Below are 16,082 nucleotides of genomic sequence, written 5' to 3'. Positions count from 1 at the left end.
TCTTGCTGGAAACACGAATAAATTTTACTCGTCGAAGTACCAGTAACCCTGATTAACCAAATCGGTCAGTTCCTGGGCAAAAGCCGGGTTATCCAGCGCGTTGCCCAGTTCTTTAAGGCCGATAATGGTGTAGCGACACAGCGCATCGGCGGCTTGCGCATCGGCCGTGTCCAGATATTCGCTATTGATAAAGACACTGCCGTCAACGTTTAACACACGCAAACCGCTAAGACGCGTCAGCACCTGCCCCTCTTTTAGCGCATCGACAATTTCCTCAACGCGGTAATCGTCTGGCTCCGGTGCGACATCCAGTTCGTGGCGCGGCGTGGAGATAAAGCTACCAAACCACTGTTTGAAATGCTCCGGCTGGCTAACCAACTCGATCATCATATTACGCACGCGCTCCAGCTCGTACGCTTCTACCCGGCCCGGGTGTTCGCGACAGGTTAAATCCGGGTCGCTGTAGTGCTCATTCCCGAGATCGTTTTCCAGCGCGTAGTCAGCAAAGCTGCTGATCAGATCGCGACCGTTCGGGCTACGGAAACCAATGGAGTAGTTGAACGCTTCCTGATGAGTAAAACCGTCGTGCGGGAATCCTGGCGGAATATAGAGGATGTCGCCCGGCTCCAGATCTTCATCAATGATCGGCGGGAATGGATCAACATGCAGCAGCGCCGGGTGCGGGCAGAACTGGCGCATCGGCAGTTTATCGCCCACCCGCCAGCGGCGGCTGCCCATCCCCTGAATAATAAACACGTCGTACTGGTCGATATGCGGGCCAACGCCGCCGCCCGGCACGGAGTAGGAGATCATCAGGTCGTCAAAACGCCACTCCGGCAACACGCGAAACGGTTTTACCAGTTCGGCTGATGGCATATGCCAGTGGTTGACTGCCTGCGCCAGCAGCGACCAGTCTTTTTCGCCTAAATGATCAAACGACTCAAACGGGCCATTCCACGCCTGCCACTGACCATTCACATGGCTGACAATGCGGCTGTCGACTTCCGGCTCCATCGCCAGCCCGGCCAGTTCGTCTGGCGTAATCGGGTCGACAAAATCCGGGAACGCGCGTTTCAGGACAACAGGTTTCTTTTGCCAGTATTTTTCAAGAAATTCCGGCCAGTTGAGGTTGAGTTGGTAAGCCATAAATCACACCAGTGAGAAGGGAAACGGGGCTGATTATAAAGAGAGTCAGCGCCCTGGCGCCTTGTCATTGGTCAAGTGCTGGTGCGGCTAGCGGCGGAGAGATCTCCAGCGCGCCGAGCGCCATCAGTAACGCATCCACTTTTGGTAATAGCTGCTTGCGGCGCGGCCACACCAGCGTAAGCGCCAGCCCGTGCGGTTGGCATTGCGGCATAATCACCTGCAACTCGCCGCGCTGCACGTGCTCATGCACCAGCCATGTCGGCATCTGCCCAACGCCCAACCCGGCGCAAAGCGCCTGAACTTGCGCATCGACATCGCCGAGCGCCATGCGATACGGCACGCTGCGCCACTCCGGGTGCCCGTCGGCGGTGGTAAATAACCACGGCTTGGTACTGCCATCCACTCGCTCATAAAGAATGGCCCGGTGCTGCATTAGCTCCGCCTCTTTTTGTGGCGTCCCGGCGCGTTGCAGGTAATCGGGCGCGGCGCAGAACACCATCTTTTCACGACCAATTTGTCGGCACCCGAGCGACACGGGCAGATCGACGGTTTGCCCGATGCGTACAGCTACATCGATCCCCTCATCGAACAGATCCACAAAACGATCGGAGAAAGTCAGGCTAAGATCAATTTCCGGGTGCTGCTGACAAAACGGGATCAGCAGCGGCATTACGCCCAGCCGCCCGTAGGTGTTTGGCACGGCGAGGCGCAACCGCCCGGAGGGAATGGTGCGATGTGCCGCCAGCACCGATTCGGCTTCCGCCAGCTCCTCCAGGATGCGAATGCAGGTCTGGTAATACGCGTTCCCGGCATCGGTGACTTCAAGGCGACGCGTGGTGCGCTCCAGTAAACGCGACCCCAGCCGCGCTTCCAGACGGGCGACGCTTTTACTCACCGCCGAGCCGGTCAGATGCAGGCGTTCCGCCGCTGCGGTAAAACTCCCCTCTTCGACACTGGCAACGAAGGGGACGATATCTTTCAGACGTTGATCGCTCATGACATTAGTGAATTTAAGTTGCGAATGATGTGAATTAATACCAGAGATAAGAAATTAATTCTCCATTAGCCTGTGAGATAGACAAAACGTAGAGGAACATCTCATGCAGAAAAAAGCATTAATTGTCGGCATCAGCGGCGTGATTGGCCGTGCGCTGGCAGAAAAACTGTTGGCAGAAGGCTGGCAGGTTACTGGCTTATCTCGCGGGCGCGGCGTGGTTCCGGCGGGCTGCACCAGCCTGACGGCGGATTTAACCGATGCGGCGGCAGTCAACGAAGCGCTGAAAAACGAGAAACCCGATGCGCTGTTCTTTAGCGTCTGGGCGCGTCAGGAGAATGAAAAAGCCAATATTCGCGTCAATGGCGCGATGGTGGAAAATGTCATTGAGGCGCTGGGCGAGCGCCTGGCCGGGGCGCATGTCGCGCTGGTCACCGGCATGAAACACTATCTTGGCCCGTTCGAAGCCTACGGCAAAGGCAATGTGCCGGTCACACCCTTTCGCGAAGAGCAAGGCCGCCAGGACGTGGATAACTTCTACTATGCCCAGGAAGATGAAGTGTTCGCCGGAGCGAAAAAATACTGTTACCGCTGGAGCGTACATCGCCCGCACAGCATCATCGGCTATGCGCTCGGCAACGCCATGAACATGGGGTTGACGCTGGCGGTTTACGCCACGTTGTGCCGCGAAAAAGGGTGGCCGTTTATCTTCCCCGGTTCACCTGAGCAGTGGAACGGTGTCTCCGATGTGACTGATGCCGGTTTACTGGCGGAACAACTGAGCTGGGCGGCGGTGAGCGAAGGTGGTGCGAACGAAGATTTTAACGCAGTGAATGGCGATGTGTTTCGCTGGAACTGGTTATGGCCACGGCTGGCAGCCTATTTCGGCATTGAAGCAGCCGCGTTCCCGGCGAGCATGATGCCACTGGAAGGGCGCATGCAAGAAGCGCAAGCCGCATGGACGGAGATTGCGGGCAAGTATCAACTGGCAGAAGCGGACATCGGTAAACTGGCCTCCTGGTGGCATACGGATGCCGATCTCGGTCGCCCGATGGAAGCCTTCGCCGACATGAGCAAAAGCCGCAAAGCCGGCTTTACCGGTTATCGCAGCACGCTGGATTCCTTTACCGCGCTGTTTGACCGCCTGAAAGCGGAAAACATTATCCCGCGCTAGGCCAGTAATTTGCCCGGCGGCGCTGGCGCCGGGCATTTCCTCAATTACATTTCTATGCCATCTGCGAGCCTGCTCCAGTACAACCCGCCTCGATCCCCTGCCCTTTCACCTACCGTGCCTGCACGCTATATCTGGCGGCGATATTGTTATGCCACAAAGCGACAATTTTGCGCAGCGGAGCCCGGCAAACCGCTAAAAAGCATCCCGTGACTGGCGTTAGTCGCGGTGAGATAGGAAATATCACCCCTGTTGATTTGGGTGTTGAGGCAGTGCCTGGCGCATTTTCAATTGGCGAAACCCGCTTTGCCGGAAAAATATGCAGGTAGACAACGCGTTGGCGCAGCCTGCGCCATAAAAGATCCAACAGCGTCGCAGCACCAGCACCAGCACCAGCACCAGCACCAGCACCAGCAGAGATTGATTCATTAGTCCTCAAACCATAAGTAAATTTATAACAGCGACTTATGCGCAAATTTACTTTCGGGCAGGCACTGCGTGAGGCTATGGTGCCAAAGTATTTATGTCACCGAGGCTTATTCACCGTTGGGTCATGGCTTAATTACTTTTGGCGCGGAATCGGGCTACCTTTGCCCGGTTGCCGCACAACGCCATGCTGCACCAGCGGCGGCGATGCGCTTTGGTCTTATCGTAAAACCACAATGTGCAATCCGGATGCTCGCACTGGCGGATATAGTCAAACTGCCCGTTTGCCAGCAACGCTGCCGCCTGTTCTGCGACCGGTGCCAGCGCTTGCTGCGGCGTATCAAGCAGATAAACGCGCTGCGTTTGCAGCGAGCCTTGTTCATCAACCACGAGGCGTAAGTGGCTTTGCGCCTGCGCCAGCCAGCCGTTCAGCGCATCCAGCGACAGTTCCCGTCCGTGCTTTTTCTCTTCAACAAGCTGGCGAATCAACGCACGCAACTGGCGCGCTTTAGCCAGCAACTCTCCCGGCTTTGCCATCGCGTTAACCTGCAACCCGACATGCTGTAGCCACTGACGCACATCGTCATCGGACTGCCAAAAATCATGCGGCGATTTTTCCGCCATCGCCAGCGTGTTGATAAAATCCAGCGCCTGATCTTCGGCAATAAACCACGGGCCTTCCGCGCCGGGTAACATGGCTGCTGTCATCGTTGTTCTCCCCCGTTTTTCATTCACTCGCCCATTGTAACCGATAAAATATATTTTACACAGTTACACTCTTTCGCCATACTCAGCCTCGAAGTAACCCTATAAATTAACTTTTAACGGTTTCGAAAGAGGTGACGATATGGCCGCCAATACGCATTTCCCGGTTCGCTATCAGTATGCAGACGCCGATGGCGTGAAGATGTTTTACCGTGAAGCAGGTAACCCGGAAAACCCGGTATTACTGCTGCTGCACGGTTTTCCGAGCTCTTCGCATCAGTTTCGCGAACTGATCCCGCTACTGGCAGATAAGTTTCACCTTATCGCTCCGGATCTGCCCGGCTTCGGCTTTACCGAAGTCCTCGCTGAACGCGATTACAGCTATAGCTTTGACGGGCTGGCAAACACGCTGATTGCCTTTGTCGATGCGCTGAATCTGCAACGTTTCGCCATGTATGTTTTTGATTACGGGGCACCGACCGGATTGCGGCTGGCGCTGCATTACCCGCAGCGGGTAAGCGGGTTTATTTCGCAAAATAGCAATGCGTATCTGGAGGGTTTAGGTGACGCATGGGCGCCGGTTCAGGCTTACTGGCAGGCGCCGACCGCGGAAAATCGCCAGATTGTTCACGATACGATCCTCAATCTGGAAGGGACAAAATGGCAGTACCTGCACGGCGCACGCGATCCTGAAACTGTCGCACCGGAAGGTTATCAACTGGATACACTACTGATGGAGCGTCCCGGAAATAAAGCGATCCAGTTGGATCTGTTTCTCGATTACGCCAACAACCTGAAGCGCTACCCGGAGTTTCAGGCCTTTTTCCGCACCCACCAGCCACCCGCGCTGATTATCTGGGGCGAGCACGATCCGTTTTTTATCCCACCAGGCGCGCACGCTTATAAACGCGATAACCCAAATGCGGTGGTCGAGCTGCTTGATACCGGGCATTTCGCGCTGGAAACCCATGTCGGCTACATCGCGCAACGCATTCGTGACGTGATCGGTAACGCGATTGGCTAAGAAACCGGTGCGCCCCGCGTGGTGGGCGCACCGGTTTTGCTTACGCGCGCGTCTGAAACATCAGCGTGTCGGACGTAAACGAGCCATCGTCGCCAATGAGAAAGTGCGCTTTCACTTCGTCCGAGGTTTGGTTTTGCAGGTAGCGGATCGCCGCGCGCAATACCTCCGGCGTGTTCATGCGTTCCACCCAAGAGTGATATTCCAGCGCCAGCCGATCAGAAACCATCTTCTCAACCAGCATGCCGCTTTGCTGCGTCATTTGCAGCCACTCGGCCGGGGAGTAATTACGTACGTGGGACGGATCGCGCAGTACTTCAATGGTTTGCAACCAGATATCCAGCACCGGGCGGCCGGGCGAGGCGATATCCATCAGGATAAATTTCCCGCCGGGTTTCAGCACACGTTTTACTTCGCGCAGCGCCAGTGCCACATCATGCCAGTGGTGCGCCGAGTAGCGGCTGATCACCACGTCAAAGGTATTGTCGGCAAAGGGCAGCTTTTCCGCCGCGCCGTGTGCAGTAGTGATGTTGTGTAATTGACGATCGCTCGCCGCCTGGCGCACTACCGCCAGCATTTTTTCCGACAAGTCATACGCCGTCACCTCGCGCACCACACCTGCGGCGGCAAAACTGGCATGCCCGGCACCGCAGCCTAAATCCAGCAGCGAGTCATCCGCATCAGTACTCAGCCACTCGACCAGCCGCACTAAATCTGCGCCTTGCGCATGCACCTGGCTTGTCAGGTACGCCTCGGCCTGGTCGCCGAACTGCTTTTTTGTTAACTCATGATGATTAACTGCCATTCTCTTTTTCCTTTTTTAGCACGACAAAAAGTTGCTCTTTGGCGACTATACGACCGCATTTATAGGGGTACAATATGTGTACTTATACTGGTATTAAAGAGTACCACCCATGGAAAGTAACTTATTTGCCGGGCCGAAAACCCTTGGCGCTTTTTTGCGATCGCAGCGGGAAAACACCGCGCCTGCGGATATTGGCTTGCCGGCGCAAGGGCGACGGCGCACGCGCGGGTTGCGGCGGGAAGAAGTGGCGCAACTCAGCGGCATCAGTACCACCTGGTATACGTGGATTGAACAAGGGCGGGATATTGTCGTGTCGCCGCAAACCCTGTCGAATATCGCCAGCGTGTTAAAAATGACCGCCGCTGAGCGCAAATATTTGTTTCATCTCGCATTGCAAAACGATCCGCAGGAAGAGCACGTCATCACTGTCGAACCTGCTGTGCTGGCCACGGTGAATCAGATGGCCTGCCCCTGCTATTTGCTGGATTTGACGTGGAATATGCTGGCGTGGAATAAACCCACTGAGGCACTGTTCAGCGGCTGGCTGGATAACGACGCCCAACCGAACATGATGAGTTTTATGTTTCGCCATCCGCTGGCGCAAACGCTGGTTGCCAACTGGGAAACACGCGCCAGCCGGATTGTCGCCGAGTTGCGCGCGGACGCGATGCACTACCCGCACGACCAGGGGCTGAACCAGTTTGTGCAGAGCCTGAGTAATGATAGCGAACTGTTTCGCGCGTTCTGGTCGCGCCAGCAAGTGGTGGTACGTGAGGGCGGCGAGCGCGTTTTTCATCATCCGCAACAAGGTGAGTTGCACTACCGACAGATGACCTGGCAGTTAACCAGCAACCGTTCGATCAAAATGATTATGTTAATGGACGAGTAATGCGGATGCGGGTTGTGTATATCGCGGAAACAAATGGAGTTTATTGCTAAAAATAAAAAAACAGGTCAGAAAACTGACCTGTTTTTTATTATTTACGGAATTCCAGTGGTGCCTGGCTGCTGGCCTGAACCAATGCGGCGATATTATCAAATGTGGTCATTGCTGATTTGCAAAAAATACATTTGGCACCTGCCGGATTTTTCTCAGTCATATCAAAACTGGAAATTCGGTATTGCGACCCGTGGCAGCACGGGCAGCGAAAATGAATATGATTAATAATTCTAAATCCTTAGCGCGGAACCACGTTGGCCGCAGCCGGACCTTTCGGGCCGTTCTCAATAGTAAACTCAACCTCTTGATTTTCTTCAAGAGTACGGAATGCATTGCTCTGGATAGCGGAGAAATGTACGAATACATCTTTGCTGCCGTCTTTCGGAGTAATGAAACCGAAGCCTTTCTCAGCGTTGAACCATTTAACGATACCGTTCATTTTAGTAGACATACTTGTTACCTTCTTTTTGTTCGCCGAATGCGGCAGTAATGGTCTGAGACATTATTTTTTATCAGAGTGTAAAGCGAAGACCCAAAAAGAAGTAGCAAGGAGGTACTTAGAGATGAGAAAGACTTTAGTGAACTGCTGGAGATAATGATTTATCAAACCGACGACGCATTAACGCATGGTTGCTTTGACAGCGCAAGCACTATTTTAAAAATATTTGTCAGTAAAACGTTATCAGCAGATTAACGCGCTGATCTGTTTGCTTCTCAGAGTTTCGCTCCCGGCAAAGGGGTTTGTGTGAAGTGGATCGCACAAATGCGCTTACCATCCGGCTATTATCAATACTAGTATGGTAGTTAAGCAAAACGTTTAGAGGTGGTAATGAGCATGCAAATGACAATGCGCTGGTTTGGTCCAGTTGAAGACAAAATCCCGCTGGAGCACATCCGGCAAGTTCCCGGCGTCGAAGGTGTCGTTGGCGCGCTTTATGATGTTCCGGTTGGCGACGTGTGGCCAAAAGAGAAAATCCGCTTGCTTGCCGGGCAGGTACATCAGGCCGGTTTAAAGATGGAAGTCATTGAAAGCGTTAATATTCATGATGATATCAAAATTGGTCTGCCCAGCCGAGAGCAGTTAATTGCCAACTACCAACAAACTATTCGCAACCTGGCGGAAGTCGGCGTGAAGGTGATTTGCTATAACTTCATGCCGGTTTTCGACTGGATGAAAACCGACATGAACTACGTTCTGCCAGACGGTTCACTCACCATGGCGTTCGAGAAAAAAGGCATCGATAAAACTCTCGATGAAGTCGTAAAAGAGGTGCTGGGGAATTCCAACGGTTTCGCCCTGCCCGGCTGGGAGCCAGAACGTCTGGCAAAAGTGCAGGAATTGTTCGCCAAATATAAAGATGTCGACGACGCGAAATTGCGCGCAAACCTGGTGTATTTCCTTGAACGTATTATTCCAGTGTGTGAAGAAGTCGGCATTAAAATGGCAATCCACCCGGACGATCCGCCGTATTCTATTTTTGGCCTGCCGCGTATTGTAAAAAACCGCGACGATCTCGACTGGATTTGTAATGCGGTGGATTCAGAGGCCAATGGTATTACATTATGCACCGGTTCCATTGCTGAAGATCCGGATAATAATGTCTACCAAATCCTCGCAGAATTTACTCGCCGCAAACGTATTCACTTTGCCCACGTAAGAAATATTAAGCTCATTAAAGATAAAGATTTTTATGAGTCTGCGCATTTATCCCGCTACGGCTCGCTTGATATGTTCCAGATAATGAAATCACTCTACGATAACGGCTTTGATGGCTATATCCGCCCCGACCACGGGCGCTTTATCTGGGGGGAAACCGGGCGTCCGGGCTACGGGCTCTATGACCGAGCCCTCGGTGTCACCTACCTGCACGGCTTGTGGGAAGCGCTCGAAAAACAACATTAATCAAATGTCATTCAGGCCGGTGGCTCCACCGGCTTTCATTTAAGACAAATCCGTAAGGTATTCTCTATGTCCCCGCTATTAGCGCTATTTTGGGTGCTGGTTGGTATTGCACTCCTGGTCGTTATGAATCTTAAATATAAATTCCACAATATTTTCGCCTTACTGATCGCAGGGATATTTGTTGCGATTATGGAAGGTATTCCGCTGGATAAAATTGTTACTGTTATTCAGGACGGTTTGGGAAGTATTCTCGGCCATCTTGCGTTGATTATTATATTTGGCGCTATTATCGGTAAATTCATGACAGAATCCGGCGCCAGCCAGCGTATTGCAGATAGCGTAATTGAACGCTGCGGTACGCGTTTTCTTTCGGTTGGGCTGATGTTTATCGGCGTTATTTTTGGCATCGCCATGTTTTATGAAGTGGCATTTCTGATTGCAATGCCGCTGGTGTTGAATATCGCCAAAAAAGCCAACATCCCATACATGAAACTGGTCGTGCCGACGGTAGTTGGCGCAACCATGGGGCACAGCCTTTTCCCGCCGCAGCCAGGCCCGGTGGCGCTTATCAGTGCATTCAACGCCGACATCGTGCAAGTCTATCTGTACGGCATTTTAGTGATTATCCCGGCGCTATTTTGCGCAGGCATTCTGCTGCCCAAATACCTACCGGGTATTAACGCAATTCCGTTGAATTCGCTGCTGAAACCGGTCGAAGAGAAAACCGCGCAGGATCTGCCGTCGTTTAGCATCAGCATTCTGATCCCGCTGATCCCGGCTGTGCTGATGATTGTCGCGTCGATTATCAAAGGATTAATGCCTGCAGGCTCGGAGCTGGTAAAAGTCTGCACCTTCTTTGGCAGCGCGGAAATCAGCATGCTGTTAGCCACGCTGGCGGCAATCTGGTTTCTTGGCATCAAGCGTGGGATGTCAGCGGAAGGTGTCACTTACTGCGCCAGCGACGCGATAGCGAAAATCGCCAATGTGCTGTTTGTCATCAGCGCCGGCGGCATTCTGAAACAGGTGATTGTGGTTTCCGGCGTGGGCAACCATATCGTGGACATTATGAGTCACGTCCCGCTGTCGCCGTTCATTGTGGCGTGGATAATCACAGCGATAATCCGCATTCTCACCGGACAAGGCGCCGTCGCCGCCATTACCTCGGCGGGTATCGTCGCACCGATGGTCAGCGCGTTTCACCTCAACCCGGCACTGATGTGCCTGGCCGTTGCCTGCGGCAGCAACACCATTACGCTGATGTACGACGGCGGTTTCCTGCTGTTTAAAGAGACGTTCGGCATTTCGATGAAAGACACCTTCAAAACCTGGGGGCTGCTGGAGTTAATTAACTCGGTGGTCGGCTTAGGTATGGTTCTGCTGCTCAGCCTGTTTATCGCGTAGCTGATAAAAACCACCGGGGACACGGATGTGCCCGCCCGCTTCTCTTTCGCGAAAAGGGATGTTACGTTTACAGGTCTCTGCAATTCATCAGGCTCGCCAATGTAACGACATTTTCTTTGTGAACACACCCTTGCACCGTGCGCTGTATGCCGCACGCGGTTTTCTGTTTACGTGAGAATGTCGACAATGAACACATTATTGATGGTTCTGGTGCGCGCGCTGCGCCAGCACCGCTGGCTGTGCTTGTTTGGTAGTGCCTATCTTTTTTCTTCTATCGGCAACGGGTTAACGCAAACCCTGATCCTGGGTCAGTTATTACGCTGGCATGCCTCGCCGGCAACGCTCACGCTGAGCTACATGCTGGCCACGCTGCCCGGTTTTTTTGGCAGTTTATTAGGGGAATACGGTTGTCGGCGTGTCTCGCCGCTGCGTTTACTGTTGCTGTGCGAGCTGATTGGCCTCGCCGGGTTGCTGTTCCCCCTCTACGGTTTGTTGGCGCACAGCATTCCCGCGCTGCTTGCTGTGCAATCGATCGAAGCATTTGTCACGGGTTTATCCTGGCCTGCCATGAGCCTGGTTTTTAAACGGGGCTTAAGCGCAAACGAACTGCCTGCGGCGACCAGCATGGAAACGGTGATTTTCGCCTCTCAGGTGCTGTTGGGCACAGGCGTCGGTGTTGTCCTTTTTGACCGGGTATCACCGATGACGCTGCTGTCCATCGATGCCATCAGCTTCGTGTTCTCTACGCTATTGCTATGCGCCACGGCACGTTACCTGCCGCCGGCCAGCCATGAGGATCACCCCGAAAAGACGGTAACCCTGCGCTGGCATCATTTACCGGTCATACAAAAACGCAGCTTGCTATTGTTACCTGCCCTTGCCGCCGTTGGCGCACCGGCAATGGCGCTGCTCCCGGCGCTGATACAACAAATGCGTCCCGCAGAAGCCACCGACCTTGCGCTGCCGCTTATCTTTGCGCGCAGTCTGGGCCAGCTTTGTGGCCCGCTGCTGCTAAAGGCCGATAACCTCAAACGCTATGCCAGCCACAACCGTTATCTGGTCGGTTGTTTACTGGCCTTTCTGGCGGCTTACTGTGTGCTGCCGGGGTTAACGTCCTATCCTGAAACCGCGCTTCTCATCATTTTTGCCGCGCATCTGGCGTCTAATATGGTCTTTGCTGTCGGGACATTCGGCCTGTTGCACAATTTTCATGCCGATGCCGTGCCCACCGCCACGGCAAAAGTATGGCGCTGGCAATCATGCTGTGCCGCCGTGGCGACACTGATTGCCGCCTTACTGGCAGCAAAATGGGGTGCAGCGCAGGCGTTATATATGGTTTCGTTCAGCACGCTGGCGCTGGTGATGATGGTGCTGATTCGCTATCGCCACGAATAAGAGAAGAGACCAGAAGGATCTTAAACGGGAAATACCGGCAGCGCCGGTATTTTTATTTACGCACGGATATCGTCATATTCGCGTGTATTATCAAATTCGTGTTTGGCAAAGGGGCACAGCGGGATGATTTTACGGTTTTCCGCACGCATCTTTTCTACCACGCGGGCGACCAGTTGCTTACCTACGCCTTGCCCTTTAAGGCTCGGGTCGACATCGGTATGTTCAATAATGCTTAAATGATCCCCGGTGGGAACGAAGACGATTTCGGCAACCTGCGTTCCCTGGGCGTCATTCACATAAAACTTGTTGTGGCCTTCCAGAATTTCCATGGTTTTCTCACTTAGTTGTGGCGGTACTTCAGCGCACCGCTCGGGCAGGTATCAATGACTTTCACCACCGTTGCGACATCCACTTCGTCGGGAATGATCCACGGTTTGCGTTTCAGGTTAAAAAGCTTCGCGCTGCCGCGCACGCAGTTTCCCGCATGCTGACAGACCGCCGTATTGAAATAAACATCAATCTTTTCACCCGTATAGACGCGGTAACCCGCGTCCAGCAGTTCCTTATCCATGACATTGCCTCTGTTCTTTTTTGGTGTTGGAAAAGTAAGCATAGCCGCTCTACTTTTACGCACCCTCCGGTGTTTTATCAATAACGAACGATACGAAACCCTTCTTGTTCAGTCGGTTCGACAAAGTAACGGGTAATAAGCGCAAACTGCTCGTCGGTGGCGGCAAAATCATGGTCGCCTGCGGCATTTCGTTGACGTAAGCGCGCTTTGCAAATCTCATCGTCAACTGACAAGTAGTGCAACAAATGCGGCGCACCGGATTCGTTAACAATCGACATCATCCACTGGCGGCTGGCCAGCGTGTTGGCGGGAAAATCGAGAACCACATTGACGCCTGCACGCAGCAGCGCGATAGCGTGCGGCTTGATGGCGGATTTTAATTTAGCGGAGTAGAAAACGTAGTCTTCGACGGTGGTCATCGCGTCCTTAAATAACAGCGACAGCCAGCTATCTTCGCTCAGCACCACCGTGCATTGCGTTTTTGCCAGCTCGCTGGCAAGCGTCGATTTACCCGATGCGATTTTGCCGCACAGAAGATGCAGTGTTGCAGGAGAAGCGGAACAAACATTCATAAAATAACCTCGCAGGTTGCTGCCAGCAAGGCCCCGCCGTGCTGGCGGGAAAATGGACGAACGTTATCCCACCGGTCGATTGACGGTGCGAATAATGCTCGCAATAAATAAATAGGGTGAATATTTAACAGTCATGCTGGCAACGTAGCAGCAAACCTTCTCCGTTGCCAACGGTTTTGTCTTTGTGAGGCTTATAGCACGCCCCATCGTTGTTAACCGATCAACAGCAGACAGGAGAGATCATCACCGCCATTGATCGTATCGATCGCGGCATCCATACGTTTGTTGATGGTACTGTTATGCATGGTTTTTTCAGAAAAACTGGCGATCGTTTTCATCACCAATGTCTGGTCTATCTCAACATGCAGCGACTGTACGCTGAGGAACGTTTTGAGATAAAAATAATCCATAACAATGCGATAGAACTGGCGCAAGATTGTCGCCATATTCGTGCCGGGAAAATCGCTTTCATAGAGCTTGTACAGCAAGTAATTTCTCAACACATGCGGCTCGCCCAGACAGGAATTCTTGCACAATTGCTCCCACTGCTGATCAAGAGCAGTAAACTTCTCACTCAGCACCGATGCTTTCGTCTCTGATGTAATTGACAGATATTCAGCAACTTGCAGGTGACCTTGCGATATCAGCGGATCGCGCGAAGCGTATTTCGCCACATGTTTACCCATCACGGTTAACGCATCGACTTTCATACTGGCCGCACGAGCGGTATTTTGCGCACGAAGCAACGTTCGACCATTCTGTAATTCATCGTTAAGCCCTGAATAAAAGTTTTCCACTTCAGCCAGGTTATTCTGCAGATCAAAGTTGAGCATTTGCAGATAGAGAATAAACTGCACCAGCGCCATCAAATTCTCTTCAATATTGTTGCTCTGCGCCTGAGCCAGATTCCAGGCGAAAAGATGGATCAGTTGGCTCACCTGGTCTCTCGGTTTTTGCTGCTCCAGTAACTTTGCTTTTGAGCGGGCTACCAGCGTTGTTTTCTCTTGCAGCAGCATGCTTTGCGGGTCGAAAAGCACCTGGCGTACCACTTCCGGGCAGGAGAGCGTCATGCTAAAGCGCACTTCATCGGCATATTTGCGTACACCACGCGGGTAGGTTGAGCATGTAGGGGATAACGCTTTTTCTCCTAAATCACGGTGAACCATGCAAAGCCGATTTTCATCAACAAACGGGCACTGCTTATCCTCATTCAATTTAATGACCGAATATTCATTTTTGCCGTTATGAACCGGAATTAAATTCTCTTTCGCAATGGCTGCAATAACAGGATTGGATGAGGACAGATAACGTTGATGCGTTTTCTTATCAATATTTATTTTCCAGCTACGGCAGCATGAAATTAAACAATCCGGGCCAACGCATTTGAATTTATCAAAGAAAACAGGTGTCACTGTTTTATGGTGTCGCATAATACATTCTTTATAAATGAAAAGCAGAAAGTTACACGACAAAAGTGAATATCTATAGCTGCATAAGCGCGCACTACATTCAGCATTTCACCACATGGTTCCGCGCGCTTAAATTCCAGCGGTTAGCTCCATCTGCGAAATGACATTTCCACTGTCGTTAAGATTCTGCTCAACAGAGGCAATATCGTTGCGCTCATTGCCAGACGCTTTCCCCTCTTCACGCATTTTGCTTTTAATCAGCGACAGCAGCGATTTTAGCTCCCGGAGCGCTTCTTTCAGGGAACGCGCGTCTTCCTGCCGCTGGCTGGCGTTTTGTAGCGTATTGATAACGTTATCGATAGTAGATTGTACGCCCGCGACCTCTTCTGATTTCTCTTTTTCGGTCGGATTTTCTTTGTCGCTAACTTCAGCGTCAGAGGCGGCCTGCGCCTGCGCTTTTACGGCAGATTCATCGCTTTCACCAGTAGAAGCCTGGGCTGCGCCAGAAGCGTTAGCATCGGCACTGGTTCCTGAACCGGTGTTATCACTTTGCCCAAGTTGCGAAGCGAGTTGTCCAAGCTGAGATGACAGCTGTTTGAGCTGTTTCATAATGTAGCCCCCGGAGCCGCCAAACAACATGACCAGCGCTTTCAGGCGGGCGATTTCCCGTTTCAATGCCTCAAGTTTGGCGCGCGCATTCGCTTTGCTGTTTTGCGCATTTTCCTGCGTAAAACGTTTAAGCGTATTGAGGTTTTCCTGCAAATTTTCGTAATACTCTTTCGCCTGTGGGCTGAGCGTCACGATGCTGGCAGGCGTGGCGTTAACGGTTTCATTGGTGCGGGTGGTTTCCTGAGCACGAGCCGTCCCTCCTTTGGCAGAAGAGGTTGCGTAAAGATCGAGAGAGCCAGCAAAAGTGGGGCGAAGCATGCGCAATACTCCTGAAGTCCATTGATCATATTAACGGCAGCAGCGCATAAAACTTTACGCGTAAAAACGTGATGACCGGCGCTTGTGGTCTAACAGAAAACCTAACGCATCAATTGAAATGTCTATTCTGATGATATTTAAAAATCAGAATTTAACGTAAGCATATTCTCTATAAAAATCAGGACACGTGTTTGTAGAATAATCCACCGACAGGAGAGTGAACAAACCAAACTCAAAGGAGAGAAATATAATGGAACAATAACTGATGAAATACGTCGCTACTTTATATTAATCAGCCGACTATTAGGGCGGTGCAATTAGTGGTTATCTGAATGGTTAGGATGAAAATAACAGGTAAATCGAAATGCTTTATCCGGACTGCATAACCATGATCGCGCGCTTTTATATAGCATCAATATTAATTAGTGCATTATCTTATGGAACAACGAAAATAATACAAAGATATACCCAACAATAAGGCAATCGGCATTGAAATCAGTAATGCCGTGGTTGCCACATCTCCCGGAGAAAAGAGGTTTAGACTCACATCTTTTTTATAAAGTGTTCGCACCAGCCCTGAATCGCCACGGATAATCTAGACACTTCCGAGCCGTTGATAATACTGGTTTTCATATTCTGTCGGTGACATCTGTTCGCTAGAACCATGCCGACGCTTACTGTTATAAAACATTTCGA

At 51.9% G+C, this 16,082-nt stretch carries 18 protein-coding genes; 6 read left to right on the top strand and 12 right to left on the bottom strand.

Going from position 1 to position 16,082, the window contains the following annotated elements; all coding sequences use genetic code 11:
- Nucleotides 1-24: 24 nt before the first annotated feature.
- Nucleotides 25-1,146, bottom strand: coding sequence for a cupin domain-containing protein (locus JKP81_RS15395; RefSeq protein ID WP_200552410.1), 1,122 nt, complete (start codon nucleotides 1,144-1,146; stop codon nucleotides 25-27).
- Nucleotides 1,147-1,210: 64 nt separating this feature from the next.
- On the bottom strand, nucleotides 1,211-2,143 hold the full coding sequence (locus JKP81_RS15390; RefSeq protein ID WP_200552409.1) for a LysR family transcriptional regulator: 933 nt from the start codon (nucleotides 2,141-2,143) through the stop codon (nucleotides 1,211-1,213).
- A 103-nt stretch (nucleotides 2,144-2,246) separates the two neighbouring features.
- Here JKP81_RS15390 and JKP81_RS15385 point away from each other — a divergent pair, with 103 nt between their 5' ends.
- Nucleotides 2,247-3,314 (top strand): SDR family oxidoreductase, encoded by a 1,068-nt coding sequence (locus JKP81_RS15385; protein WP_200552408.1) that lies wholly within the window; start codon nucleotides 2,247-2,249, stop codon nucleotides 3,312-3,314.
- Nucleotides 3,315-3,554: 240 nt separating this feature from the next.
- On the opposite strand, the gene JKP81_RS15380 is transcribed toward JKP81_RS15385, so the two are convergent.
- Entirely contained in the window at nucleotides 3,555-3,740 is a 186-nt protein-coding gene (locus JKP81_RS15380) for a hypothetical protein (protein ID WP_200552407.1), read from the bottom strand.
- Between the two features lie 129 nt (nucleotides 3,741-3,869).
- The gene (locus tag JKP81_RS15375; protein WP_200552406.1) at nucleotides 3,870-4,445 is read right to left on the bottom strand and encodes an ABATE domain-containing protein; all 576 of its coding nucleotides are present in this window, start codon (nucleotides 4,443-4,445) and stop codon (nucleotides 3,870-3,872) included.
- 139 nt (nucleotides 4,446-4,584) lie between these two features.
- Between JKP81_RS15375 and JKP81_RS15370 the strand changes: the two genes are divergently transcribed.
- Nucleotides 4,585-5,466, top strand: a complete 882-nt coding sequence (locus JKP81_RS15370; protein WP_200552405.1) for an alpha/beta fold hydrolase — start codon at nucleotides 4,585-4,587, stop codon at nucleotides 5,464-5,466.
- 40 nt (nucleotides 5,467-5,506) lie between these two features.
- Here JKP81_RS15370 and JKP81_RS15365 read toward each other — a convergent pair whose 3' ends face one another.
- Nucleotides 5,507-6,268 carry a class I SAM-dependent methyltransferase gene (locus tag JKP81_RS15365; protein ID WP_200552404.1) on the bottom strand — a complete coding sequence of 254 codons (762 nt, stop codon included), beginning with the start codon at nucleotides 6,266-6,268 and terminating at the stop codon, nucleotides 5,507-5,509.
- Between the two features lie 109 nt (nucleotides 6,269-6,377).
- Between JKP81_RS15365 and JKP81_RS15360 the strand changes: the two genes are divergently transcribed.
- Nucleotides 6,378-7,157, top strand: a complete 780-nt coding sequence (locus JKP81_RS15360; RefSeq protein WP_200552403.1) for a helix-turn-helix transcriptional regulator — start codon at nucleotides 6,378-6,380, stop codon at nucleotides 7,155-7,157.
- A gap of 88 nt (nucleotides 7,158-7,245) precedes the next feature.
- Here the strand turns inward: JKP81_RS15360 and JKP81_RS23635 are convergent, their stop codons facing one another.
- Together JKP81_RS23635 and cspA are read right to left on the bottom strand one after the other, a co-directional pair.
- Nucleotides 7,246-7,437, bottom strand: a complete 192-nt coding sequence (locus JKP81_RS23635) for a cold-shock protein (RefSeq protein ID WP_071908221.1) — start codon at nucleotides 7,435-7,437, stop codon at nucleotides 7,246-7,248.
- 9 nt (nucleotides 7,438-7,446) lie between these two features.
- Nucleotides 7,447-7,659, bottom strand: a complete 213-nt coding sequence (cspA, locus tag JKP81_RS15350) for an RNA chaperone/antiterminator CspA (RefSeq protein ID WP_017457639.1) — start codon at nucleotides 7,657-7,659, stop codon at nucleotides 7,447-7,449.
- A 384-nt stretch (nucleotides 7,660-8,043) separates the two neighbouring features.
- Here cspA and uxuA point away from each other — a divergent pair, with 384 nt between their 5' ends.
- The 3 genes from uxuA to JKP81_RS15335 all read left to right on the top strand — a co-directional run bounded on the left by uxuA (nucleotide 8,044) and on the right by JKP81_RS15335 (nucleotide 11,907).
- A complete protein-coding gene (uxuA, locus tag JKP81_RS15345; RefSeq protein WP_200552401.1) occupies nucleotides 8,044-9,111 on the top strand; it encodes a mannonate dehydratase in 1,068 nt (355 codons plus the stop codon).
- Between the two features lie 66 nt (nucleotides 9,112-9,177).
- Nucleotides 9,178-10,512, top strand: a complete 1,335-nt coding sequence (locus JKP81_RS15340; RefSeq protein WP_200552400.1) for a gluconate:H+ symporter — start codon at nucleotides 9,178-9,180, stop codon at nucleotides 10,510-10,512.
- A 186-nt stretch (nucleotides 10,513-10,698) separates the two neighbouring features.
- Complete coding sequence (locus JKP81_RS15335) at nucleotides 10,699-11,907, top strand: MFS transporter (protein ID WP_200552399.1); 1,209 nt, start codon at nucleotides 10,699-10,701, stop codon at nucleotides 11,905-11,907.
- 56 nt (nucleotides 11,908-11,963) lie between these two features.
- Here the strand turns inward: JKP81_RS15335 and JKP81_RS15330 are convergent, their stop codons facing one another.
- The 5 genes from JKP81_RS15330 to JKP81_RS15310 all read right to left on the bottom strand — a co-directional run bounded on the left by JKP81_RS15330 (nucleotide 11,964) and on the right by JKP81_RS15310 (nucleotide 15,386).
- Nucleotides 11,964-12,236, bottom strand: a complete 273-nt coding sequence (locus JKP81_RS15330; RefSeq protein ID WP_017457635.1) for a GNAT family N-acetyltransferase — start codon at nucleotides 12,234-12,236, stop codon at nucleotides 11,964-11,966.
- 11 nt (nucleotides 12,237-12,247) lie between these two features.
- Nucleotides 12,248-12,478: a 4Fe-4S mono-cluster protein YjdI gene (yjdI, locus tag JKP81_RS15325; protein WP_017457634.1), complete on the bottom strand. Its 231-nt coding sequence runs from the start codon at nucleotides 12,476-12,478 to the stop codon at nucleotides 12,248-12,250.
- 77 nt (nucleotides 12,479-12,555) lie between these two features.
- Nucleotides 12,556-13,050, bottom strand: coding sequence for an ATP-binding protein (locus tag JKP81_RS15320; protein ID WP_200552398.1), 495 nt, complete (start codon nucleotides 13,048-13,050; stop codon nucleotides 12,556-12,558).
- Nucleotides 13,051-13,262: 212 nt separating this feature from the next.
- The gene (gene fliB / locus JKP81_RS15315) at nucleotides 13,263-14,480 is read right to left on the bottom strand and encodes a flagellin lysine-N-methylase (RefSeq protein ID WP_200552397.1); all 1,218 of its coding nucleotides are present in this window, start codon (nucleotides 14,478-14,480) and stop codon (nucleotides 13,263-13,265) included.
- Nucleotides 14,481-14,588: 108 nt separating this feature from the next.
- Nucleotides 14,589-15,386, bottom strand: coding sequence for a hypothetical protein (locus tag JKP81_RS15310; RefSeq protein ID WP_200552396.1), 798 nt, complete (start codon nucleotides 15,384-15,386; stop codon nucleotides 14,589-14,591).
- Between the last annotated feature and the right edge of the window lie 696 nt (nucleotides 15,387-16,082).

Source organism: Kosakonia sp. LAM2021 (assembly GCF_016620385.1).
Taxonomy (GTDB): domain Bacteria; phylum Pseudomonadota; class Gammaproteobacteria; order Enterobacterales; family Enterobacteriaceae; genus Kosakonia; species Kosakonia sacchari.
Note: the sequence above shows the minus strand (reverse complement) of the source record. Positions and strands in the feature narration are given on the sequence as shown.